Source organism: Flavobacterium sp. F52 (assembly GCF_000278705.1).
In the GTDB taxonomy this organism is placed as follows: Bacteria; Bacteroidota; Bacteroidia; order Flavobacteriales; family Flavobacteriaceae; genus Flavobacterium; species Flavobacterium anhuiense.
Genome location: NZ_AKZQ01000032.1, coordinates 54,512 through 78,971, shown reverse-complemented (window position 1 = coordinate 78,971; position 24,460 = coordinate 54,512). Strand labels below are relative to the sequence as shown.

Here is a 24,460-nt window from a genome sequence, read left to right as displayed (position 1 = left end):
TAGGAGTGACTGATTGGTAGAATGCAAATGTTTATCCGTATTTATAATGTCCCGTAGGGACATTTGATTGGTTAATAAAATCAGTGAAATAATGTTTTATTTATGAATTAATACAATTAGAATCGTTCATTACTATTTCATTAATCTCACTTAAAAATTCAAATTCATCCAAAGGAATTAATTGCAATATAGTTTCTAATATTAAACTCACATTTATAGACTGTTTTTTATTATTCTCTAAAAAATTATGAGCGTTTTGATCTAAAGCCAAAATACACATTTTCAGCATGTCGGAAATGAAATAACCCATTTCAGAATAATTTTGAAATTTAATCTGAGCAACATTTGAATCGGTTTTATCATTTGCTGGTTTTAAAGTATGAAAATATAAAGTGGTTAATTTTTTTAGATTATCTAAATTTTTGATTTCGGTCGCTTCCATAATAATGTTTAGTATTTCTATGATGAAATTCAAATGTACGAAAAACTTTAAATAACATACTATAGTATGTTAAAAATAATAAATAGAAAACGCAAATTGTCTGAAATTAAAAGAAGTGGAGCAGTCAGAAGAATTAAAGCGTTTAGGAGCTCGAATTAAAGAGCTTAGAAATGCCAAAGGATTATCACAAGCTAAACTAGGATTGTTGATATTGAAAGATCAACAATCTATACATAAAGTTGAAGCAGGTGAATTTAATCCTACTTATATTTATTTACTTGCACTGGCTAAAGGGTTAGAAATTTCAATAAGTGAATTGCTTGATTTTTAATCTAAAATATTATTTCCTTGATTCCCATCAGGCTAGAGTATCGTTAATGGTCAAAAAATGAAAAAACTCCGCTAGGAGTTTCTGGTCGGTAAACGTTAAAAAATCTAATTTTCCTCAAAAAACAATTCTAAACAATTTCATTCTTTACACTATAATTTTGAAAATTTAAATTTTGATGTATTATGTTTAAAATGAATTGGTTATGATTTTAAAAAATCGATTTCGTTGCAGATTGTGTTGGTTTTTGTTTTAACTTTATAAATCTAAAAATTTTTCATTATGACTGTAGATCAAATACTTAAAGCAAAAGGAAGAAATGTTTATTCTATTTTCTCCAATTTAACGGTTTATGATGCGTTAAAAGTTATGGGAGAAAAAAACATTGGGGCAATTTTAGTGATGGATGATAATGTTTTAAAAGGAATATTATCGGAGAGAGATTACGCCCGAAAAATTGTACTGAAAGATAAATCTTCAAAAGAAACTTTTGTTCATGAGATTATGGAAAGTCATGTTTTTACAGTAAAACTTTCAGATAATCTTGAAGATTGTATGGAACTTATGAGCGAAAAAAGAATAAGACACTTGCCTGTTTTAGAAGACGGAAATGTGGTTGGAGTCATTTCAATTAGCGATGTAGTGAAGGCAATTATAGAAATTCAGAAAGACACAATCAACCATTTGAATTCTTATATTTCTCAATAAAGCACACCTAAAAACGATAAAAATTCAAACGAGTCCAATTTCTATTGGACTTTTTTTATTTATTCGAATAGATTTTAGGAAAAGAAAACGCTAAAAAGACGCCATTTTAAAACAAGACTTATATCTTTGTAAGCTAGAATAAAAGCTAAAAACAATGAACAAAGAGAGTAAAAGAAGAGAAGCGTTACTGTATCACGCAGAACCAACTCCAGGAAAAATTCAGGTAGTTCCAACAAAAAAATATGCAACACAGAGAGACTTATCATTGGCCTATTCGCCAGGAGTTGCAGAACCATGCTTAGAAATCGCAGCAAACAAAGAAGACGTTTATAAATATACAGCAAAAGGTAATTTAGTAGCCGTAATTTCAAACGGTACAGCTGTTTTAGGACTTGGAAATATTGGTCCAGAAGCAGGAAAACCTGTAATGGAAGGAAAAGGTTTATTGTTTAAAATTTTCTCAGACATTGATGTTTTTGATATCGAAATTGATACAGAAAATGTTGAAGAATTCATTCAGACTGTAAAAAATATTGCTCCAACTTTTGGAGGTATCAATCTGGAAGATATTAAAGCTCCAGAATCTTTTGAAATCGAAAGAAGATTGATCGAAGAATTGGACATTCCAGTTATGCACGACGATCAGCACGGAACAGCAATTATATCTTCTGCCGCTTTAATCAATGCACTTGAATTGGCAGGAAAAAAAGCTGAAGATGTAAAAATGGTAGTTTCTGGTGCAGGATCTGCTGCAATTGCTTGTACAGATTTATATGTTTCGCTTGGAGTAAAAGTTGAGAACATTTTAATGTACAACAGTAAAGGACTTCTAACAAAAGACAATCCAGCATTATCAAATTTGCAATTAAAGTATGCTATTGATGGAGCTAAAATTCCTTTAGAAGAAGCAGTAAAAGGCGCTGATGTTTTCATCGGATTATCTTCAGGAGATATTTTATCACCAGAAATGTTATTGACAATGTCAAACAATCCGATTGTATTTGCAATGGCAAATCCAAATCCGGAAATCGACTATAATTTGGCTGTAGAAACTCGTAAAGATGTTATTATGGCTACGGGACGTTCAGATTTTCCTAATCAGGTAAATAACGTATTAGGTTTCCCTTATATTTTTAGAGGAGCACTAGACGTAAGAGCGACAAAAATCAACGAAGAAATGAAAATGGCGGCCGTAAAAGCTTTAGCTATTTTGGCAAAAGAACCGGTTCCAGAACAAGTTAACGTAGCTTATGGTGCAACAAAACTTGGTTTTGGACAAGAATATATCATTCCTAAACCATTCGATCCTAGATTGATTACTGTTGTAGCGCCTGCAGTTGCAAGAGCAGCAATGGAATCTGGAGTAGCAAAAAATCCTATTACAGATTGGGCAGCTTATGAAGATGTTCTTCGCGAGCGTATGGGTAACGATAACAAAATGGTGCGTTTGATTACAAACCGTGCAAAACTAGATCCTAAAAGAATTGTTTTTGCAGAAGCAGATCAATTAAACGTTTTAAAAGCAGCTCAAATTGTTTACGAAGACGGAATCGGATTCCCAATTTTATTAGGAAACAAAGAAGTGATTTTAGAATTGAAACAAGAATTAGGTTTTGATGCTGATCTTGAAATCATTGATCCTAAGACAGATGAAGAAACTGAAAGACGTAACAGATTTGCTAAATCATTCTGGGAAACAAGAGGAAGAAGAGGCGTTTCTAAACTGGATGCAGAAAAATTCATGCGTGAAAGAAACTACTTTGCAGCCATGATGGTTAATGAAGGAGAGGCAGATGCATTGGTAACAGGGCACTCAAGAAGTTATCCTTCTGTTGTAAAACCTATGATGCAATTAATTCCAAAAGCACAGAACGCTTCACTTATTGCAACTGCAAACATGATGCTTACATCTCGCGGACCAATGTTCTTGTCTGACACAGCAATCAACATTAATCCATCTGCACAAGATTTGATTAATATTGCGATTATGACGGCAAAAACAGCAAAAATGTTCGGAATTGAGCCAGTTATTGCAATGGTTTCATTCTCAAACTTCGGTTCTTCAACAAGTGAGAGCGCATCAAAAGTGAGAGAAGCTGTAGCTTACTTGCATAAAAATCATCCAGAATTAATTGTTGATGGAGAAATTCAGGCAGATTTTGCTTTGAATCCAGAAATGCTTCAAGAGAAATTCCCATTTTCTAAATTAGCTGGAAGAAAAGTAAATACGTTGGTTTTCCCTAATTTAGAGTCAGCAAATATCACTTATAAATTATTAAAAGAATTGTATAAAGTGAACTCAATTGGACCTATTATGATGGGTATGGGTAAACCAGTTCACATTTTCCAATTAGGTGCTAGCGTTGAAGAAATGGTAAATATGGCTGCAATTGCTGTTATTGATGCACAGGAAAAAGAAATTAAAAAGAATAAAATAACACAATAAAACGTTCTTACAAGGATTGAACAAATTTGTCGTAGTTTTATGGCATTTTTGTTATATTTGATACTAATAAACTATATTTATGATAGCACATTTGCAGGGGAGATTAGTAGAAAAGAATCCTACAGAGGTTGTAATTGATTGTGGAGGAGTTGGTTATCAGGTGAATATATCGCTGCATACCTTCTCTTTAATTCCAAATTCTGAAAATATAAAATTGTATACGCATCTTCAAATTAAGGAAGATGCGCATACTTTATATGGTTTTGCCGAAAAAACCGAGCGTGAAATTTTCAGGATGCTGATTTCTGTTTCAGGAATCGGAGCTGGAATCGCAAGAACAATGCTTTCGTCTATAGAGCCAAAGCAAATTATAAATGCCATTGCATCTGGAGATGTAGGTATAATTCAGTCTATCAAAGGGATTGGAAACAAAACAGCACAAAGGGTTATACTTGATTTAAAGGAAAAAGTTGTTAAATTGTATGATATAGATGAAGTTTTTGCTGTTCAAAACAATAGAAATCGAGATGAAGCGTTATCTGCTCTAGAAGTTCTAGGTTTTGTGCGAAAAGCTTCTGAAAAAGTGGTAGAAAGAATCGTAAAAGAAGATCCTGAAGCTACTGCTGAAACAATTATCAAAAAGGCTTTAAAAAGCTTATAATTTTCATTTTATATAAAAGAATTCTATGCGTAAAATTTGTATTTTGTTGCTGGTATTGCTCTGCGGTAATGTTTTGCGTGCACAGGTTACACCGGTAACTCAAGATACAACTAAAACTCAGTTTTCAGTAGGTAAGATAGATCTCGAAGATCCTCCAAGTGTACTTTCGGCATATAAGTACGATCCTATTACAGATCGTTATATTTACACCACTTCTGTAGATGGTTTTTCTATCAATTACCCTTTAATTTTAACGCCAAAAGAATACGAAGATTTAGTTCTAAAAGAATCTAGACGAAATTATTTTAGAAAAAAATCAGATGCCATTGATGGCAAAAAAGCTGGTGCCGAAGCTGCCAAAAAAGATTTATTGCCAAGATATTATATCAATTCGAGTTTGTTCGAAAGTATTTTTGGAAGTAATACTATAGATGTAAAACCCACAGGATCAGTAGAAATGGACTTGGGTTTACGATATACCAAACAAGATAATCCTTCATTTTCACCAAGAAACAGATCTTCACTCACTTTTGATTTTGATCAAAGGATCAGTATGAGTTTGATGGGTAAAATTGGAACTCGTCTTGAAGTAAATGCCAACTACGATACACAATCAACGTTTGCTTTTCAGAACTTATTTAAACTGGCGTATACGCCTTCAGAAGATGATATTGTTCAGAAAGTTGAGGTAGGTAACGTGAGTATGCCTTTAAACAGTACACTTATTCGAGGCGCGCAAAGTTTATTTGGGGTCAAAGCACAGCTGCAATTTGGTAAGACAACTGTTACTGGAGTTTTCTCAGAGCAAAAGTCTCAAACCAAAAGTATAGTCGCAGAAGGTGGCGGAACCGTGCAAAACTTTGATTTATTTGCTTTAGATTATGATAATGATCGACATTTCTTCTTATCACAATACTTTAGAAATAAGTATGATGCTTCGCTAAAAAATTATCCATTAATCGACAGCCGCGTTCAAGTTACAAGGATTGAAGTTTGGGTAACCAATAAGCAAAACAGAATCACAACAGGAAATAACAACTTAAGAAATATTATTGCACTTCAGGATTTAGGAGAAGGCCAGGTTTCTGGAGTTCCAGATGACGAAGTGGTTGTAATTACAGATCCAACTGGTTTCTTTAATAACCCTATAGATTCTCCAACAGACAATACCAATAATAAATACGATCCTGCAGCAATTGGAAAACCGGGAAGCTATTTAAATTCTAATATTCGAGAAATTGTAACAGCAAAATCTGGATTTAATAATGCGAATACAAATGAAGGCACAGATTATTCTGTTCTAGAAAATGCTAGAAAATTAACGACGCAAGAATATACTTTTAATCCACAATTGGGTTATATCTCTTTACAGCAGCGTTTGGCCAATGATGAGATTTTGGCAGTTGCATTTGAGTATACTGTTGGAGGAAAAGTATATCAAGTTGGGGAATTTGGTAGTGATGGTGTCGATGGAACGGTAGTTACAGGAAATAATAACGGAAATCAAGCTATTATAACACAGAGTTTGGTTTTGAAAATGCTGAAAAGTAGTTTGACAAACGTACAGAATCCGGTTTGGAACTTGATGATGAAAAACGTCTATCAAATTCCGCAAGCCTACCAAATCAAACAAGAAGATTTCAGACTTAATATTCTTTATACAGATCCATCTCCAATCAATTATATTACGCCGGTTCAAGGAAGCTCTTTCCCTCCAAATCCTGCACCAGATGATAAATTAGATCAAACGCCATTATTGAATGTTTTTAATCTTGACCGTTTAAATTACAATAATGACCCGCAGACCGGAGGAGACGGATTCTTTGATTATGTGCCAGGAGTAACTGTAGATGTACAGAACGCACGAATTATTTTTACGACAAAAGAACCTTTTGGAGAACTTTTATTTAGAAAATTAAACACAGGAACTGGTGAAAATTATAATGATCCAAGTACATACAACCCAAACCAGAGAAAGTATGTGTTTAGAAATATGTATCGAAACACTCAGGCGGGTGCTTTGCAGGATAGCGATAAAAACAAATTCTTATTAAGAGGTAAGTATAAATCTTCTGGAAGTAATGGTATTCCCATTGGGGCTTTCAATGTGCCTCAAGGATCTGTGGTTGTAACAGCTGCAGGACGAGTTTTGGTAGAAGGTATAGATTATAGTGTAGATTATCAATTAGGAAGAGTACAGATATTAGATCCATCACTTCAAGCTTCTAATACTCCAATTGAGGTTTCGTTAGAGAACAATTCAATTTTTGGACAACAGACAAGACGATTCATGGGATTCAATATTGAACATAAAATCTCTGAAAAGTTTGTTGTGGGAGGTACTTTCTTAAAAATGACAGAACGTCCTTTTACTCAAAAGTCAAGCTATGGACAAGAATCTGTAAATAATACCATTTTTGGTTTTAATGGAAATTACTCAACAGAAGTTCCGTTTTTAACAAGATTAGCTAATAAACTGCCAAATATAGATACAGATGTTCCTTCTAATCTTTCAATTCGTGGAGAAATTGCATTTTTGAAGCCAGACGCTCCAAAAGCAAGTGATTTCGAAGGCGAGGCTACTATTTATATTGATGATTTTGAAGGAACTCAGACTACGATCGATATGAGATCTGCTTATGCTTGGAGTCTGGCTTCGACACCATTTATTAATTCGGCTAACGATAACACTTTTAACGCTAATTCAAATACACTAGAGTACGGTTACAAACGTGCTAAGTTGTCTTGGTATAGTATTGACCCGATTTTTTATACTTCAAAACCATCTGGAATTTCAAATGATGATTTATCTTTAAATACAACCAGAAGAATTTATAGTAAAGAGCTTTATCCAAATACAGATATTGCACAAGGACAGATTCAGGTGATTAATACTTTGGATTTAACCTATTATCCATCAGATAGAGGGCCCTATAATAATAACCCTGATTTTGCTTTAGGTAATCCATCTGCCAATTTTGGTGGAATTATGCGTGCGCTAAACTCTACTAACTTTGAGCAGGGGAATGTTGAATATATTCAGTTTTGGGTTCTTGATCCTTATGTTGGTACTGGACAAGCACTGCCAACTAACAATGGAAAAATCTATTTCAATTTAGGTGAAGTTTCCGAAGACGTTTTAAAAGACGGAAGAAAACAATACGAAAATGGTTTAGGACCAGATCAAATTATGGTAAACCCTCAGCCAATTTGGGGAGACGTGCCAGCATCTCAATCCTTGATTTATGCATTTGATACCAATCCAGACAATCGTAAGAATCAAGATGTCGGTTTAGACGGTTTGCCAGATGCAAAAGAAGCATCGATTTATACCAACTATGCAGGAGAAGAAGATCCTGCGGCGGATAACTATAAATACTTCTTAAATACAGAAGGAGGCGTTTTACAGCGATATAAAAGATACAACGGAACAGAAGGAAACTCTGCAGTAAGTGTTGATGATCCGAACCGTGGTTCGACAACTCTTCCAGATGTTGAAGATATTAATCGTGACAATACCATGAGTACAATCAATGCGTATTATGAATACAGTATTGATATGAGACCGGGAATGCAAGTTGGAGAAAATTACATTACGGATATTAGAGACGTTCAAAACGTAGAACTTCCGAATGGAGGTTCAACCAATGCAAGATGGATTCAATTTAAAATTCCAGTTTCTAAACCTCAAAATACCATCGGAAATATTACAGACTTTAGATCGATTCGTTTCATGCGTATGTTTATGACTGGATTTAATGATCAAATGACAGTTCGTTTTGGAGCTTTAGATCTAGTTAGAGGAGAATGGAGAAAATACACAGGGACGTTAGATGCAAACGACACTAATCCTGATGATGATGGAACCCAATTTGATGTTGCGGCTGTAAATATTCAAGAAAACGGTACAAAATGTCCTGTAAACTATGTTATTCCGCCAGGAGTTCAAAGAGAACAATTGTACAATAACAATACAATCATTAACCAAAATGAGCAGTCGTTAGCAGTTAGAATTGGAGGTACAGGATTAGAATATCAAGATTCTAGAGCGGTTTTCAAGAATGTAAGTGTTGATATGCGGCAGTACAAAAAGCTGAAAATGTTCCTTCACGCGGAATCGCTTCCAAATGAAACTCAGCTTTTAGATGATGAAATGATCGGATTTATTCGTTTTGGTAACGACTTTACGCAAAACTTTTATCAGGTAGAGATTCCATTAAAAGTAACAAGAACAGGCGGATCTTGTACCATCAGTGCAGATCAGGTTTGGCTAGAAGAAAATAATATTGATTTAGCTTTGTCTTTATTGACAAGAATGAAGATTTTGGGAATGAATATCGATATCAATTCGCCAAAAAGAGATATAAATGGTATTTATTATCCAGATCGAGATCCAGATGTTGAAGGCGGTGACCAAGACGGTAAATTAACATTGGGTATTAAAGGAAATCCAAACTTTGGTTTAGTTCGAAATTTAATGGTCGGAGTAAAAAGTGCGGCTAACCATAAAGATATTATGGGAGAAGTTTGGTTTAACGAACTTCGTATGTCAGACTTAGAAAACAAGGGTGGTATGGCTGCATTATTGAATGTAGATACCAATATGGCTGATTTAATGACATTGTCTGCGTCTGGTAAAAAGAGTACAATTGGTTTTGGTTCTCTGGAACAGGGGGCAAACGAAAGAGATCGTGAAGATATTCAGCAGTATAACATTGTAACCAATATAAATTTAGGAAAATTGTTGCCTCCAAAATGGGGTATTAATCTTCCATTCAATTATGCAATTGGAGAAGAAGTTATTACGCCAGAATATGATCCATTTAATCAGGACATCAAGTTGGATCAATTGATTAAAGAAACTACAGATCCAGCAGAAAAAGAAAATATTAGAACACGTGCAGTTGATTATACAAAACGTAAAAGCATCAATTTTATTGGAGTACGAAAAGATAGAGCGCCAGAGAAAAAACCGCATGTTTATGATGTGGAAAACTTTACTTTTTCTCAATCGTACAATCAGGTAGAAAGACATGATTATGAAGTTGAAAATTACAATGACGAACAATCTAATACAGCTGTAAATTATGCTTATACTTTCCAACCAAAAGAGGTAGTGCCATTTAAGCAGACCCAATTCATGAAAAAAAGTGATTATTGGAAAATGCTGAGTGATTTTAACTTTAATTATCTTCCTTCAAATATTTCGTTTAATACTAACATTTTAAGACAAAGCAACCGTCAACAGTACAGACAAGTTGAAGATGTGCAAGGTATCGGACTTGATCCACTTTACAGAAGAAATTTTGCATTTAATTACCAATATGGATTTGGGTTTAATTTGACAAAATCATTAAAGCTGAACTATACAGCAGCATCAAACAATATTGTTAGAAACTTCTTGAACGACGATAATACTCCAAAAGAAGATTTTAATATCTGGGATGATTATTTTGACATTGGTATACCAAATCAGCATTTACAGCAATTGGTTCTGAATTATGATATTCCAATCAATAAAATTCCAATATTTAGTTTTGTAAAAGCGACTTATTCTTATACAGCCGATTATAACTGGCAGAGATCATCAACTGCGCTTTCGCAATATGTTGACGAAAATGGAGTGTCTTGGGATTTAGGAAATACGGTTCAAAACGCTAATTCAAATACGTTTTCGACGACATTAAATATGAATACGCTGTATAAATATTTAGGTCTAACACCGGGTTCAAAACCAGCAAAAGCAAAACCTGTTGCGCCGCCAAAGCCAGGTGAGAAAATTGTAAACACGGCTAAACCAGTTACAAGCAGTAACCCGTTTTATGATGGTTTGATAGGAGTGTTGACAAGTATTAAAAACGTTCAGATTAACTATACCAAAAACAGCGGAACAGTTTTACCAGGTTACATTCCTGGTGTAGGTTTCTTTGGTACATCTAAACCTTCTTTGGGATTTGTATTTGGTAGCCAAGATGATGTGCGTTTTGAAGCGGCTAAAAACGGATGGTTGACCAGCTATCAGAATTTTAACCAAAACTTTACGCAGGTAAGCAACAAACTGTTGAAAGTAACGGCAAACGTAGATTTACTGCCAGATTTAAAAATTGATTTGGCCATGGATCGTGCTTATTCTGAAAACTCGTCAGAACAATATAGTGTAGATCCTACAACAAATGAATATGTGCCGTTGTCTCCATATACGTACGGAATGTTTTCTATTTCGACCGTATTAATTAAAACGGCTTTTTCAACAAGTACAGAAACTGAATCGTCTGCATTTGATGATTTTAGAAGCAATCGTTTGGTTATTGCAAACCGTTTGGCAGAACAGCATTATGGTGGCGGAGAAATTCCTAGATATGGAGATGCAAATAACCCAATTCCGGCAGAAACAGATCCTAATTATAAAATATATGTAGCCAATGAAGGATATCCTATTGGTTTCTCAAAAAGTAATCAGGCTGTCTTATTGCCTTCGTTTATGGCGGCTTATACTGGAGCAGACGCTTCTAAGAGCTCAACGGGTATTTTTAGAAGTTTCCCTATTCCGAACTGGAATGTGAAGTATAATGGATTAATGCGCTATAAATATTTCAAAGATCATTTTAGACGTTTTTCTTTACAGCATAATTATAGAGCATCATATACGATTAGCCAGTTTAGATCTAATTTTGATTATTATGAAAATCCAACGGGCCAAGATGTAAATACGAACTTCTTCAATAAAACCATTATGTCTAATGTCAACTTAGTGGAACAGTTTAGTCCACTTCTTAGAGTTGATTTTGAGTTGAAGAATTCATTCCGATTATTGACAGAAGTTAAAAAAGATCGTGCTTTGTCTATGAGTTTTGACAATAATTTATTGACCGAAGTAAGAGGAGTAGAGTACGTTGTAGGAGTAGGATACCGTTTTAAAGATGTAATCATTTCATCAAGATTGGCAGATAATCCAACTGGAATTATTAAGAGCGATATCAATATTAAAGCTGATTTTTCATATAGAAATAACGAAACTTTGGTTCGCTATTTAGATTACGATAATAATCAGCTGGCAGCAGGACAGAATATCTGGACGTTGAAATTGACGGCAGATTATGCATTCAGTAAAAACTTAACAGCAATATTCTATTATGACCATTCGTTTTCGAAAGCAGTTATTTCGACTTCTTTCCCTTTAACGAATATCAGATCAGGTTTCACACTTCGTTATAATTTCGGAAATTAAATTTGAGTTTCTAAACTAGATTTTATTAGAAGATTATTACATTTGTGGCTTAAATTTTAAACAATCAATTTTCAAACACAACTATTATGAGCATACCAGCAAATTTAAAGTACACAAAAGATCACGAATGGGTTAGCATCGAAGGTGATGTTGCAACAGTGGGAATCACTCATTTTGCACAAAAAGAGTTAGGAGATATCGTGTATGTTGAAGTAGAAACTTTAGATCAGACACTTTCAAAAGATGAGGTTTTTGGAACTGTTGAGGCTGTAAAAACAGTTTCTGATTTATTCTTGCCATTAACAGGTGAAATCATTGCTTTTAATGATGATTTAGAAAGTGCTCCTGAGACAGTAAACTCAGATCCTTACGGAGCTGGATGGATGATTAAAATAAAAATTGCTGATGCATCAGAAATAGATTCTTTATTGTCTGATGAAGCTTATAAAAATTTAATCGGTGCCTAAACAACTCTTATTAATTTGGGCAATTATCTGCTCTGGAATCATTACTTATTTTTGTCTTACAGATTCTAGTAATATACCAGCGGTTAATTTTCCAAGTATTGATAAAATTGTCCATTTCTGTTTTCATTTTGGATTTACAATTTCATGGATTTTATTTTTCAAAAAAGAATTAAAAGGAAAAGATGCGGACGATTATAAAGCGTATTTGATTTCTTTTATATTTTCTGTCTTTTTTGGAATCACAATCGAAATTCTCCAAAGTGCTCTTACAGTTACAAGAGCTTCAGATGTTACAGATGTTTTAGCAAATGCGCTTGGAGCAGTTGTGGCAGTTTTCTCTGCAATAGGATTTAAAAAGCAAATCGATAAAATATAATTATAAAACCCACTTCGGTGGGTTTTTTATTACAAGAAAATCAAGCAGTTAAAAAGCTATGTTTTTTCAATATAAAATGTACTTTTGTGCTGGTTTCCTGCAACTTTAATCATAATGAATGTAAAGCAATATTTGGACTCTACGTATTTAAAAACTGCATCGCAAGCTGGTCTTTCGGAAGCAGAAAATACTATTGTGGTCAAAAATGCAATTGCCGAAGCAATTCATGAAGGTTTCAAGCTGATTATGATTCGCCCGGAATATGTGGCAATGGCAAAAGAAATGATTGTAGAAGCCAATTCCGTTTTGTTAATTGGAACCGTAATCGATTTTCCTGAAGGAAAGTCAAGCCTAGAAGAGAAGATTAAAGAAGCAAATGAAGCCATTGCTAACGGAGCAGATGATTTAGATTTTGTATGTAATTACGAAGCTTTCAAAAGTGGGGATCTTGATTTAGTAAAAAAAGAAATCCTGATCGGAACACAAATTGGACTGGCAAACGATAAAACAGTAAAATGGATTATTGAAGTTGCAGCCTTAACAGATAAAGAAATTATTCAGTTATCTGCTTTAATAAAACATGTTGTAGTATCTAATTTTAAAGAAGATGATTTTGAATCGGTTTTTGTAAAATCTTCTACTGGTTTTTACAAAACAGAAAATGACCTTCCGAATGGAGCAACGGTTCCAGCCATAATTATGATGCTCGAAAATGCTTCGCCGCTTTCAATAAAAGCTGCCGGCGGAGTCCGTTCGTTTGAAGAAGCGGCTGAGATGATTCGTTTAGGAGTAAAACGTATCGGAACTTCGGCTGCGAAAGCAATTGCCAACGGAGAAATTTCCCCAAATCAATATTAAATAAATACCTCAATTTTAAGTGAATAAGTTTTTTTTGTCCCTTGTCTTAATTTTTTCATTCTCTATTGTTTTTTCTCAGCAAAATGGCAATTCTTCAGTTCAACCCGGTTTTACGGCAGAAATGTTTCCAGTTTTCCCTAATTGCGAAAATTTAGATAGTAAAAAATTAGAAACCTGTTTTTATAAAGAAGTTCAAGATTTTGTTTTTAACAATTTTCAAGTGCCAGAAAAATTAAAACAGAGCAATTATAAAGGGGCAGTAAAATTACTTTTTGAAGTAAATGCAGAAGGAGAATTTAAAGTAATTTATGTCTCTGCAGAAACAGAAGAATTGTCTGAAGAAGCTAAAAGGGTTTTTGGGACATTTCCAAAAATAAAACCTTCAACTTACAACGGAAAACCAACGTATTCTAAATATACAATTTCTATCGATATTCCGCTAAAAAGTACGGCACAGCTTGAAGCAGAAGCTCAGGCGGCGGCAGAAATTTTAAAACCAGCCGAAAAACCAATGACAGAATTGGATAGTATTGTATACAAAAAATACAATAATCCAGAATTTGAAAGTCATTTAAATATTCCTTTTTCGCATAGTTATTATGCTCAGTTTGATGCAGAGATGAATCAAGTTGGAAGCAATAACCATACAGCTTCTAAGCCATATACGTATGCTGAGGTTTCAAAGTATTATAATTTGAGAGCAGTGAATGAATCGTTGCAGAAAAAGACATCGACTTGGTTAGGAAGAAAATGGTGGAATGAAAATTTAGTGCAGATTCAGGGAGAAGACTATTGGTTTGCCTTAAATCCGATTCTAGATTTACAAATGGGTAAAGCTTCAGATTTGGATGCTTCTTACACTTACGTAAATACCAGAGCTCTTAATTTTAGAGGGGGTTTGGGAAAACAAATCAACTTTACTACTACATTTTTTGAAAGCCAAGGAAGATTTGCAGGGTATTTTAATGATTATGCTGAATCTATTAAGCCATCAGGAGGAAATCCAGCGATCATTCCAGGAGTTGGAATTGCAAAAAGATTCAAGACAGATGCTTACGATTTTCCTTTAGCGGAAGCGAATATTACTTTCGCACCAGGAAAAATATTTGATTTTCAATTGGGTTACGGAAGAAATTTTATTGGTGACGGTTATCGTTCTTTGTTAGAAAGCGATGGAGCAAGTCCGTATCCATATTTTAAACTGAATACCAAATTCTGGAAAATCAAATACACCAATACGTATATGTGGATGAAAGATGTTCGTCCAGAAGTAACGGCCGAAAAGACTTACGCAACAAAATTCATGGCCAATCACTATTTGAGCTGGAATGTTTCCAATAGAGTAAACTTAGGGTTTTTTGAATCTGTAGTTTGGACAAATACTAATAACAGAGGTTTTGATGCTAATTTTGTGAATCCGATTATCTTCTATAGAGCGGTAGAATTTGGTTCTTCATCTAAAAGTGGAAACGCGCTTTTAGGAATTACAGGTAAATACAAATGGAATAATAGTATAAATCTGTATTCGCAGTTTTTGATTGATGAGTTTTCTGTTTCTGATGTTGGGGCAGGAAATCAAAGCTGGAAAAACAAATTTGGATTTCAGTTTGGAGCAAAATACTTTAATGCATTTAATGTAAAAGATTTGTTAGTGCAGGTTGAGTACAACCGAGTGCGTCCTTATGTATACTCGCACAGTGCCGTTATTACAAATTACGGACACAACAATCAGAGTGTTGGACACCAATGGGGAGGTAATTTTAAAGAACTTATTGCAATTGCAAGATATCATAAAGGGCGCTGGCTTGCCGATGCCAAACTGACTGTTGGCACAAGAGGCTTAGATTTTGATACCACTACAGACTCTTATAACTATGGCGGAAATATTTATAAAAGCTATGATGTAAAACGTCCTTATGATACAGGTGTCAAAATTGGACAAGGAAATAAAACTAATGTTTTTATTGCTGATGTTCAAGGAGGATATTTAATTAACCCAATGACAAATTTGAAATTGTTTGGAAGTTTAATCTACAGAAATTTTGACCCGACTCAAGAAACAGCGACAACTTTTAAACAAAGTACCACTTGGTTTAGTATTGGTTTACGTTCAGATATTTTTAACTGGTATTTCGATTACTAGTCTTTTTAATAAGATTTTTCGAAATAATAGTGTTAAAGAATGCTGAGATCTTAATTTGTAAAGGTTTTATTGAAAAAAATCTATTTTTATAGGTTAATATTCTACAATCTAATTTGTACATTTGCACCACTCAAAAAAAATACACAAAATACAACGGTATTGAACGCTGCAAAAAATACATTATCAATCAAATCAATATTTCTAGATTTTAAGGAGATTACTAAAGCGGGTTTGGCTATTAGTGTTTTGTTCTCTTCTATTGCTGGATATTTATTGGGAGTAGATGCTGATCATCCTTTTAAATGGAGTGTTTTAGCTGTTTTGGCAGTTGGCGGTTACTGTATGGTGGGAGCTTCAAACGCTTTCAATCAAGTAATAGAAAAAGATATCGATTCTTTAATGGATCGTACTAAAAATCGTCCCGTTCCTTCAGGACGCATGTCTCCTAAAGTGGCTTTGTTAGTGGCGAGCCTGCTTACTATTGTTGGTATTGCGCTTCTTTATACGATAAACGCGAAGTCAGCAATGTTTGCTGCAATTTCTATATTCTTATACACAAGTGTTTATACGCCATTAAAAACAGTAACTTCGTTATCTGTTTTTGTTGGAGCTTTTCCTGGTGCGATTCCGTTCATGTTGGGATGGGTAGCGGCGACAGGCGAATTTGGTATTGAAGCAGGAACTTTATTTTTAATTCAGTTCTTTTGGCAGTTTCCACACTTTTGGTCTATCGGATGGTTTTTATATGAAGACTATGAGAAAGCAGGAATTTTTATGCTTCCGACAGGTAAAAAAGATAAAGGGACAGCATTGCAAATCATATTGTATACAATTTGGCTTATTATAGCTTCGTTATTACCAGTATTAGGTTTTACGGGACAATTGTTTATTTCTCCAATTGCAGCGGTTTTAGTGTTTCTGTTGGGGATTTGGATGCTTTTTTATGCAGTTCGTTTGTATAAGCTGAGAACTCCAAAAGCAGCGAGAACATTAATGCTGGTGAGTGTTTCTTACATCTCACTTCTGCAGATTGTATTTATAGTAGATAAATTTTTAAGATAGTTATGGAAATGACATTAAAAACAAATGAAGAACAAGTAAGAAAATCAAAATCAGCAAAACTGATTCTGCTTTTCGCAATGGTTAGTATGACCATGATGTTTGCTGGTTTGACAAGCGCATTTGTAGTAAGTAAATCAAGAGCAGACTGGTTGAAGAATTTTGAACTTCCTTCTGCTTTCTATTGGAGTACAGCAGTAATTATTGCTTGTAGCGTTACTTTTCACTTGGCAAAAAAAGCTATTCAGAAAGACAATAGAAGCGCAGTTACAGGATTGCTTCTTGGCACTTTAGCTTTAGGGGTTTTATTTGTGGTATTGCAATTCAAAGGATTTGGACAAATCGTTGCTGAAGGGTATTACTTTACAGGAGAAGGTAGTTCGATTACTACAACTTTCCTTTATGTGGTGACAGTTACACACTTGTTGCACTTGGCTGGCGGATTAATTTCACTTTTAATTATAATTTATAATCATTTTAAACAAAAATACAATTCGACTCAAACTCTTGGCATAGAGCTAGGTGCGATGTATTGGCACTTTTTGGATTTATTATGGGTATATTTATTTTTATTTTTATATTTCTTTAAATAAGAAAAAAACGTAAATTTGGGAACTTTTTAACGAATATCTTTTATGGGAGCGACAGTTACTACTGCAAACAACGACGAAAAAACTTGGGGAGGCGGTCACAATGAGCCTTTAGGAGCAAGTTATGGTAAAATGATGATGTGGTTTTTTATCGTATCAGATGCCTTAACATTCTCTGGATTTCTAGGAGCTTATGGTTTTTCTAGATTTAAATTTATCGAAACTTGGCCTTTGGCTGATGAAGTGTTCACTCACTTCCCATTTATGCATGGTGTTGCGGCTCCAATGTATTATGTAGCTTTAATGACTTTTATTTTGATCTTTTCTTCTGTGACAATGGTATTAGCTGTTGATGCAGGACACCAACTGAAAAAGACAAAAGTTGCAATCTATATGTTCTTAACTATTATTGGAGGTTTAATTTTCGTTGGTTCTCAAGCTTGGGAATGGAAAAACTTCATTAAAGGAGAATATGGTGCAGTTGAAACAGTTGGAGGAAGTTTACTTCAATTTGTGGATAAAGATGGTAAAAGAGTAGCTTTAGCTGATTTTGCTGTTAAATTGCCAGAGCAAAGAGAAGCTTTAACAAGAAGCAAATCAACTTGGTTTATGGAAGATGCTCAGACTCTTCCTACTTACACAGTTGCTGAAGTTCAGGCTGGTTTTAAAGCTCATCCTGAAATTTTAATAAGAACAGAAAAACTTACAGATAAAAAGAAAAAGACAATCTTATCAAGAGAAGAATCTGAAAAACATTTAGCTACTGCTAAATATGTAGTAGAAGGCGCTAACTTGATTAGAAACGAGTACGGTAATAAATTATTTGCTGATTTCTTCTTCTTTATTACAGGTTTCCACGGATTCCACGTATTCTCTGGAGTTATCATCAATATCATTATTTTCTTTAATGTATTATTAGGTACTTACGAGAAGAGAAGAAGCTACGAGATGGTAGAAAAAGTTGGATTATACTGGCACTTCGTAGATTTAGTTTGGGTATTTGTATTTACAGTTTTCTACCTAGTTTAATTTTAGAATTTAATTATTATGTCACACGAGCACGTATCAAATACAAAAAGAATCTGGTTTGTTTTCGGATTGCTTTCAGTAGTAACTACAATTGAAGTTATCTTAGGTATCTACAAACCTGCATCATTAGAATTTACTCATTTTATTGGTTTGAATTTGTTAAACTGGATTTTCTATATCCTTACAATTTTCAAAGCATATTATATTGTATGGGCATTTATGCACATGGAAGGTGAAAAAAGCAGCCTTAGATGGTCTGTAGTTTCTCCTGTTATCTTCCTAGTTTTATATTTATTGTTTATTCTGTTAACAGAAGGACATTATATTTATGGGGTTTTTAAAGATTCTACTATTAAATGGAATTTTTAACATGATATTAATTCGAAAAGAGTCCCGATAACATCGGGATTTTTTTATTTTTGTACCTCAATAATTCTCCGTTAATACAATGAAAAAAAATATAGTTCTCTTTGTACTTTTTGTATTGCCAATTGTAGCGTATTTATTTTTTGCTTCTGGTGTAAATAGTTTTACTACTCTTCCTATAATAACACCTAAAGTGGCTGATTTTGGAAATTGGAATTCATTAAACGGAAAAAAAATCTCCCTTGATAAAAAAATTACTGTATTAGGTTTTTCTGGTACAAACATTCTTGAAAATAGAGGTAATTATTTCAACTTAAACGAAAAAATCTACAAACGTTATAATGGTTTTGAAGATCTTCAGTTTGTAGTGCTGTGTCCAACTGGAACTGAAGCGGAAGCTCAAAAAATTGTTGATGCTTTGTCTCCTTTTACAGATGTTAAAAACTGGAACTTTGTTTTTGCTTCAAAAGAAGATATTCAGAAATTTTATGACGGATTACATTTAAAAGAAAAACTGAATGAGAATCTTGGAACTTCCAATGTTTATATTATTGATAAAGAACGTAATTTAAGAGGAAGAAAGGATCCTAAAGAATACAAAGAAGGCTACGATACTTTTCATCCGTCTGAGTTAAGCAATGAAATGCTGGATGACTTTAAGATTATCCTTTACGAATACCGCGCCGCTTTAAAGAAGAATCATAACGCTACAAAGCAACTTTAATAATCATTTATAATGTTTAAGAACAAATCATATATTGGGATCTCTTTTGTCATTCTGATTTTTGGGATTTACGCCGTACCTAAAATTGTTGATAGAATTAAAAACGGGGACGTAGTAAAAGGAAACCGTTTGGATAATGTTGGAGCAAAATCTTCCAAAGAAGCTAAACTTTTGACAATTGGCCCGGCGCCAAAATTCGAATTGACAAACCAAGATAATGTTAAAGTTTCAAATGAAACCTATAAAGGAAAAGTATATGTTTTGGAATTCTTCTTTACAACTTGCCCATCAATTTGTCCAAAGATGAATATGAGTATGCTGGAGATAGAAAAGACCTTTTTCGGAAATCCGAACTTCGGAATTGTTTCGATTACAATCGATCCAAAACATGATACGCCACAGGTTTTAAAAGATCACGCGAAATTACTTGGAGTAAAGTCTTCTAATTGGAATTTCTTGACTGGAGACAGAAACGTAATTATGGATTTGTCTAATAAAGGCTTTAATCTTTATGCAGGAGAAAATGATAAAGTAAGCGGTGGATTTGAGCATTCTGGTTTGTTTGCTTTAATTGATAAAGACGGAAACATCCGCTGCAGAAAAGATGAATATGGAAATCCGAATATTTATTATGATGGTCTAGATAAAAAAGGAGTAAGAGATATTCAAGAAGACATTAAAATTTTATTAGCAGAATAAAAATGGAAGATAATACTTTAGAGAAAAAATTTAGCAAATTTATTATTGCGGTTTCAATAATAATCCCTGTTGTTGTAGCAATTTTGTTTGGAGTTAAATTAAAAGATTTTGGAGTTAATGTAGAGCCCCTATCTTTTTTACCTCCTATTTATGCAACTACAAATGGTATTACAGCTGTAGTGCTGGTTTGGGCTGTTTTAGCAATTAAAAAGGGAAACCAAAAATTACACGAAAGATTAATGACTTTTGCAATTGCATTGTCGGTTGCGTTTTTGGTTATGTATGTAGCGTATCATATGACTTCGGATTCTACAAAGTATGGAGGAGAAGGGGCGTTGCGTTACATTTATTTCTTTATTCTTATAACGCATATTTTACTGTCAATTGCGATTATTCCTCTTGTTTTAATTACGTATGTAAGAGCGCTTGCGCAACGTTTTGACAGACATAGAAAAATAGCTAAAATCACTTTTCCGCTTTGGTTATATGTGGCAGTAACGGGAGTGATTGTTTATTTAATGATTTCGCCTTATTATGTACACTAAAAATAAAATCCAAAAATCAAATTCCAAATTCCAAAGTTTCATTCTTGGGATTTGTATTTTTTTAATTGGAATTTCAGTTAATGCTCAATGTGCGATGTGTCGTGCTGCGTTAGGTGGAGATTCTAATATTAAAAAAGCTGAAGCAGTAAATGATGGGATTGTTTACCTAATGGTGATTCCATATTTACTCGTATTGATAATAGGATATTTGATTTATCGAATGTATTCTAAAAAGAAAAAAGCAGTGTAATTTTACACTGCTTTTTTTTATTTAAGTCCGTTAACTGAGACATTCACTGTTCCGTTTATTTTGATGAAAGCTATAATGGCCTGATTGGTTAGCTGAATTTTATCAAACTGAATATCTTCCATTTTTCCATTTACAAATACGCCCGGCATTGGCGAATAATTCTTCAGGTAGCTTGCCATGCTTTTTTTGCCTTCATCCAAATTCGGCTGAATAGAATATCGGCAGCTTTCTTCCATTTTTCTTAAAATGTAGCCTTGTGCCAGCCAGTTTGCTGTGCGCATCAATTTGCTTTTGGTGTCCAAAACATAATCTAATTTTTCAAAGTAAATTTCTTTTGTCTGAGCATTGTATGAAGGGAAGCCGTTCAGATAAAGTGTTCCGTTGATAGAGCCTAAAACGTCTAGAGCAATTACCATTTTGCCATCTTTATGCCAGATCGAAACATTTTTTACAGTCACTTTTTTACTGCCAGAACCAAATTCCTGACCTGCAAAATTCTTGGTCATAATTTTAGAGGCATCTACATAACTTGAAATGGCGGCAATATTGGCAGAAATCTGATTTGGAATTTTAGCAACAGGTTTCAGAACAATTTTACTAGCGCTATATTTTGATTCTGGCTGTTTGCCAACGATAGTTTCCATGTTGCATTTTATTCCCATGTCAAGCAGGAAAGAATCGTTTTTAAGTTTGGCATTTGTCGAATATATTTCGATAGGAACAATTCGCAACCAGCTTTCATAAGTGTCACTCATCTGAAAAGGAGTGCAGATTTTTTCAACCGCTTGAAGAACATTAGGTTTAAAATCCATTGATTTTTCAATTGCTTCGTCTATTTTCTTTTCCAATTTGCTTTTAAAAATAGAAATCGCAGGATTGATCAAATACGTAATTGGCATGTTCTTGCCAAATATGGTCATAGTTGGACTTTCGTTCCAATCTAGAGATTTGAACTCTGTTTTCGTGGTCAGTTTCCAATTGGTTAAAGCCGTTTCGCTGGAAAGTGTTATAACTCCGTTTAAGTTAAATTCTCTCACATCGTACAATTCTACTCCCAGTTTTTTTGTGCCAATTCGGTACTTGATATTCGCTTTAAGCGGTAAAATGGTCTTGATTCTTTTGTCAAGATTTGAAGGATCATTTTGAATTTTAATTGGAGCCTGTTTCCAAATTTTCATCTCAATATCATCGTCTTCGATGTTGTTGTCTTCATAAATTAAACCGTTAAGCAAAGAGTTGGTCTGATTTTCAATATCGCTTAATTTGATGGTTATAGGAAGGTTAATAAAAGAAGGATTGCTGTCATAAATTAACGGACTGGCATCGTCTGGTTCAGGTTTTAATGTTTCTAATTTTTGAGCCGATGAACAGCTCGTTAGTACCGCAAGTACTATAAACATTGAAATAATAGAACTAAGCTTCATTTAAGATGATTTTTATTGCGAGGTAAAATTACGAAAACAATCATATTTTATGTAAAAAGTGTAACAATAACAAAAAAATGCAGTCTAATACAAAATAGGTAACAAAAGTATTAACTTTTTATTATCATAAATTACTTAATAAAAACGTTATTATTGTCTAAAAAATTTAACAATACCATGATCGAAATTAAAGATTTACACAAATCCTATAAGATGGGAAGTTCAGAATTACATGTATTAAAAGGCATTAATTTTAATATAGAAGAAGGAGAATTGGTTGCGATTATGGGATCGTCTGGTTCTGGTAAGTCAACACTTCTTAACATCTTGGGAATTTTGGATGAAGCCGATTCTGGAAGTTATATTTTAGATAAAACTCCGATAAAAAAATTAAATGAAACCCTTGCTTCAAAATACCGTAACAAATTTTTAGGTTTTGTTTTCCAATCTTTTAATTTAATTAATTATAAATCTGCATTAGACAACGTTGCAATGCCGCTATACTATCAAGGTGTTAAAAGAAAAGAACGTTACGATATTGCAATGAAATATTTGGAAAAAGTAGGTTTAGGTTCTCACGTTCACCACTTGCCAAACGAACTTTCCGGAGGTCAAAAACAGCGTGTGGCTATTGCAAGAGCATTGGCATCAAACCCGAAAGTCTTGCTTGCCGATGAGCCGACAGGGGCATTAGATACTAAAACCTCTTATGAAGTTATGGAACTTATTCAAGGAATTAATGATGAGGGAAAAACAATTTTGATTGTTACACACGAACCTGATATTGCTGCAATGTGCAAAAGAAATGTAGTCCTAAAAGATGGATTAATTATCGATGATAAAAAAGTAGAACAAGTTAGAGCTTCGTCTTATGTTTAATATTGAACGCTGGCAGGAAATATTTGAAGCCATTTCTAAAAACCGTTTAAGAACATTCTTAACAGGTGTTTCTGTGGCTTCAGGAATTTTTATTTTGGTGATCCTGCTTGGGGCAGGTAAAGGTTTGCAAAACGGAATTGAAAAACAATTTGAGCGTGATGCAGCTGGAATTATTGAAGTTTGGTCTGGAACAACTACTAAAGAATATAAAGGACTAAATCCAGGAAGGCAGATTCAATTTCGCAATAGCGATTACAATCAGTCGGTGCAGAAATTTGAAGATAAATTAGATCTGAGAGCTTCAACCAATAATTACTGGGGACAGGCTTTTGCTTACGGGAAGGAATCTGGAAGTTACCAGTTTAGAGGTGTAAATCCAGATTATGGTGGAATAGAAAATTTAACCATAGTTCAAGGTCGCTATATCAATGCTAAGGATTTAGAAAGTAATGCAAAAGTGGCTGTCATTGGAATGAAACTTAAAAACGATTTGCTTAAAGACAAAGAGGCAATAGGGGAAGAAATTCTGATTAACAATATCAACTTTAAAGTAGTTGGAGTTTTTACGGATCCAGGAGGAGAAAGAGAAGAAACTCGTGCTTATCTGCCATTGACTACAGTCCAGAAAACATTTGGCGGAGGCGACAAAATCAGCAATTTGTTTTTTACTTTAAAAAAGACAAAAGATTATGATGAAGCGCTGGCTCAATCGGAAAAGTTTACCCAAGATTTAAAAGATTTATTGAAGAGTAAAAATGTTGTGGCTCCTGAAGATGATGGTGGTGTAGGAGTTTACAATTCAGTTAAAGATGCCAAACAGTTTTACGATTTAAACTTGTATATAAGATTGTTTTTCTGGTGGGTAGGTATTTGTACTATCATTGCAGGAGTGGTTGGAGTAAGTAATATCATGCTTATTATTGTAAAAGAACGAACAAAAGAAATTGGAATTAGAAAAGCATTGGGAGCTTCGCCTTTTTCAATTATCACCATGATTCTTCATGAATCGATTTTTATTACGACCATTGCAGGTTTTGTTGGACTATTGGCCAGTCTTGCATTATTGGAATTTGTTGGACCAATGGTTCAGAGTGAATATTTCAGAAATCCTGAAGTAGATTTTAGTGTAGCTTTAACTACTTTGGTATTACTTGTTTTTGCAGGAGCAATGGCAGGATTTTTTCCAGCCTACAGAGCAGCCAAAATTAAACCTATTGTAGCACTTAGAGACGAATAAT

21 protein-coding genes are annotated in these 24,460 nt (G+C 33.9%); 19 read left to right on the top strand and 2 right to left on the bottom strand.

What is annotated here, in order from left to right; all coding sequences use genetic code 11:
• Positions 1-100: 100 nt before the first annotated feature.
• Positions 101-442 carry a hypothetical protein gene (locus FF52_RS16860; RefSeq protein ID WP_008467381.1) on the bottom strand — a complete coding sequence of 114 codons (342 nt, stop codon included), beginning with the start codon at positions 440-442 and terminating at the stop codon, positions 101-103.
• A gap of 115 nt (positions 443-557) precedes the next feature.
• Here FF52_RS16860 and FF52_RS16855 point away from each other — a divergent pair, with 115 nt between their 5' ends.
• From FF52_RS16855 to FF52_RS16775, 17 genes are all read left to right on the top strand, one after another.
• On the top strand, positions 558-773 hold the full coding sequence (locus FF52_RS16855; protein ID WP_008467378.1) for a helix-turn-helix domain-containing protein: 216 nt from the start codon (positions 558-560) through the stop codon (positions 771-773).
• Positions 774-1,052: 279 nt separating this feature from the next.
• Positions 1,053-1,478, top strand: coding sequence for a CBS domain-containing protein (locus tag FF52_RS16850; protein WP_008467377.1), 426 nt, complete (start codon positions 1,053-1,055; stop codon positions 1,476-1,478).
• A 154-nt stretch (positions 1,479-1,632) separates the two neighbouring features.
• Positions 1,633-3,924: an NADP-dependent malic enzyme gene (locus tag FF52_RS16845; protein WP_008467375.1), complete on the top strand. Its 2,292-nt coding sequence runs from the start codon at positions 1,633-1,635 to the stop codon at positions 3,922-3,924.
• A gap of 79 nt (positions 3,925-4,003) precedes the next feature.
• Positions 4,004-4,585: a Holliday junction branch migration protein RuvA gene (gene ruvA, locus FF52_RS16840; protein ID WP_008467374.1), complete on the top strand. Its 582-nt coding sequence runs from the start codon at positions 4,004-4,006 to the stop codon at positions 4,583-4,585.
• Between the two features lie 25 nt (positions 4,586-4,610).
• On the top strand, positions 4,611-11,813 hold the full coding sequence (gene sprA / locus FF52_RS16835; protein WP_008467373.1) for a cell surface protein SprA: 7,203 nt from the start codon (positions 4,611-4,613) through the stop codon (positions 11,811-11,813).
• An 86-nt stretch (positions 11,814-11,899) separates the two neighbouring features.
• On the top strand, positions 11,900-12,280 hold the full coding sequence (gene gcvH / locus FF52_RS16830; protein ID WP_008467372.1) for a glycine cleavage system protein GcvH: 381 nt from the start codon (positions 11,900-11,902) through the stop codon (positions 12,278-12,280).
• On the top strand, positions 12,273-12,656 hold the full coding sequence (locus tag FF52_RS16825) for a VanZ family protein (RefSeq protein WP_008467371.1): 384 nt from the start codon (positions 12,273-12,275) through the stop codon (positions 12,654-12,656). Before gcvH ends, FF52_RS16825 begins: the two co-directional genes overlap by 8 nt.
• 114 nt (positions 12,657-12,770) lie before the next feature.
• A complete protein-coding gene (gene deoC / locus FF52_RS16820) occupies positions 12,771-13,514 on the top strand; it encodes a deoxyribose-phosphate aldolase (RefSeq protein WP_035691793.1) in 744 nt (247 codons plus the stop codon).
• A 19-nt stretch (positions 13,515-13,533) separates the two neighbouring features.
• Positions 13,534-15,657: an energy transducer TonB gene (locus tag FF52_RS16815; protein ID WP_008467368.1), complete on the top strand. Its 2,124-nt coding sequence runs from the start codon at positions 13,534-13,536 to the stop codon at positions 15,655-15,657.
• Between the two features lie 159 nt (positions 15,658-15,816).
• Entirely contained in the window at positions 15,817-16,719 is a 903-nt protein-coding gene (gene cyoE / locus FF52_RS16810; RefSeq protein WP_008467367.1) for a heme o synthase, read from the top strand.
• A gap of 2 nt (positions 16,720-16,721) precedes the next feature.
• On the top strand, positions 16,722-17,309 hold the full coding sequence (locus FF52_RS16805) for a cytochrome c oxidase subunit 3 (protein ID WP_008467366.1): 588 nt from the start codon (positions 16,722-16,724) through the stop codon (positions 17,307-17,309).
• A 42-nt stretch (positions 17,310-17,351) separates the two neighbouring features.
• Positions 17,352-18,335, top strand: a complete 984-nt coding sequence (locus FF52_RS16800; protein ID WP_008467364.1) for a cytochrome c oxidase subunit 3 — start codon at positions 17,352-17,354, stop codon at positions 18,333-18,335.
• Between the two features lie 18 nt (positions 18,336-18,353).
• The gene (locus FF52_RS16795; RefSeq protein ID WP_008467363.1) at positions 18,354-18,704 is read left to right on the top strand and encodes a cytochrome C oxidase subunit IV family protein; all 351 of its coding nucleotides are present in this window, start codon (positions 18,354-18,356) and stop codon (positions 18,702-18,704) included.
• A gap of 79 nt (positions 18,705-18,783) precedes the next feature.
• Positions 18,784-19,425 carry a hypothetical protein gene (locus FF52_RS16790; protein WP_008467362.1) on the top strand — a complete coding sequence of 214 codons (642 nt, stop codon included), beginning with the start codon at positions 18,784-18,786 and terminating at the stop codon, positions 19,423-19,425.
• Between the two features lie 12 nt (positions 19,426-19,437).
• Entirely contained in the window at positions 19,438-20,124 is a 687-nt protein-coding gene (locus FF52_RS16785; RefSeq protein ID WP_008467361.1) for an SCO family protein, read from the top strand.
• Positions 20,125-20,126: 2 nt separating this feature from the next.
• Positions 20,127-20,669 (top strand): DUF420 domain-containing protein, encoded by a 543-nt coding sequence (locus FF52_RS16780; RefSeq protein WP_008467360.1) that lies wholly within the window; start codon positions 20,127-20,129, stop codon positions 20,667-20,669.
• Positions 20,659-20,919 (top strand): hypothetical protein, encoded by a 261-nt coding sequence (locus tag FF52_RS16775; protein ID WP_008467359.1) that lies wholly within the window; start codon positions 20,659-20,661, stop codon positions 20,917-20,919. Before FF52_RS16780 ends, FF52_RS16775 begins: the two co-directional genes overlap by 11 nt.
• A gap of 17 nt (positions 20,920-20,936) precedes the next feature.
• On the opposite strand, the gene FF52_RS16770 is transcribed toward FF52_RS16775, so the two are convergent.
• On the bottom strand, positions 20,937-22,343 hold the full coding sequence (locus FF52_RS16770; RefSeq protein WP_008467358.1) for a DUF4403 family protein: 1,407 nt from the start codon (positions 22,341-22,343) through the stop codon (positions 20,937-20,939).
• Positions 22,344-22,520: 177 nt separating this feature from the next.
• Between FF52_RS16770 and FF52_RS16765 the strand changes: the two genes are divergently transcribed.
• The gene (locus FF52_RS16765; RefSeq protein ID WP_008467357.1) at positions 22,521-23,222 is read left to right on the top strand and encodes an ABC transporter ATP-binding protein; all 702 of its coding nucleotides are present in this window, start codon (positions 22,521-22,523) and stop codon (positions 23,220-23,222) included.
• Complete coding sequence (locus tag FF52_RS16760) at positions 23,215-24,459, top strand: ABC transporter permease (protein WP_008467356.1); 1,245 nt, start codon at positions 23,215-23,217, stop codon at positions 24,457-24,459. The genes FF52_RS16765 and FF52_RS16760 overlap by 8 nt, the downstream gene beginning before the upstream one ends.
• Position 24,460 lies beyond the last annotated feature (1 nt).

Coding starts and splice junctions, on each gene's coding strand:
- FF52_RS16800 (WP_008467364.1), top strand. CDS start 17,352: ATGGGAGCGACAGTTACTACTGCAAACAACGACGAAAAAACTTGGGGA.
- FF52_RS16805 (WP_008467366.1), top strand. CDS start 16,722: ATGGAAATGACATTAAAAACAAATGAAGAACAAGTAAGAAAATCAAAA.
- FF52_RS16775 (WP_008467359.1), top strand. CDS start 20,659: ATGTACACTAAAAATAAAATCCAAAAATCAAATTCCAAATTCCAAAGT.
- FF52_RS16765 (WP_008467357.1), top strand. CDS start 22,521: ATGATCGAAATTAAAGATTTACACAAATCCTATAAGATGGGAAGTTCA.
- FF52_RS16790 (WP_008467362.1), top strand. CDS start 18,784: ATGAAAAAAAATATAGTTCTCTTTGTACTTTTTGTATTGCCAATTGTA.
- FF52_RS16850 (WP_008467377.1), top strand. CDS start 1,053: ATGACTGTAGATCAAATACTTAAAGCAAAAGGAAGAAATGTTTATTCT.
- FF52_RS16785 (WP_008467361.1), top strand. CDS start 19,438: ATGTTTAAGAACAAATCATATATTGGGATCTCTTTTGTCATTCTGATT.
- gcvH (WP_008467372.1), top strand. CDS start 11,900: ATGAGCATACCAGCAAATTTAAAGTACACAAAAGATCACGAATGGGTT.
- FF52_RS16770 (WP_008467358.1), bottom strand. CDS start 22,343: ATGAAGCTTAGTTCTATTATTTCAATGTTTATAGTACTTGCGGTACTA.
- FF52_RS16795 (WP_008467363.1), top strand. CDS start 18,354: ATGTCACACGAGCACGTATCAAATACAAAAAGAATCTGGTTTGTTTTC.
- FF52_RS16760 (WP_008467356.1), top strand. CDS start 23,215: ATGTTTAATATTGAACGCTGGCAGGAAATATTTGAAGCCATTTCTAAA.
- deoC (WP_035691793.1), top strand. CDS start 12,771: ATGAATGTAAAGCAATATTTGGACTCTACGTATTTAAAAACTGCATCG.
- FF52_RS16860 (WP_008467381.1), bottom strand. CDS start 442: ATGGAAGCGACCGAAATCAAAAATTTAGATAATCTAAAAAAATTAACC.
- ruvA (WP_008467374.1), top strand. CDS start 4,004: ATGATAGCACATTTGCAGGGGAGATTAGTAGAAAAGAATCCTACAGAG.
- FF52_RS16845 (WP_008467375.1), top strand. CDS start 1,633: ATGAACAAAGAGAGTAAAAGAAGAGAAGCGTTACTGTATCACGCAGAA.
- sprA (WP_008467373.1), top strand. CDS start 4,611: ATGCGTAAAATTTGTATTTTGTTGCTGGTATTGCTCTGCGGTAATGTT.
- FF52_RS16780 (WP_008467360.1), top strand. CDS start 20,127: ATGGAAGATAATACTTTAGAGAAAAAATTTAGCAAATTTATTATTGCG.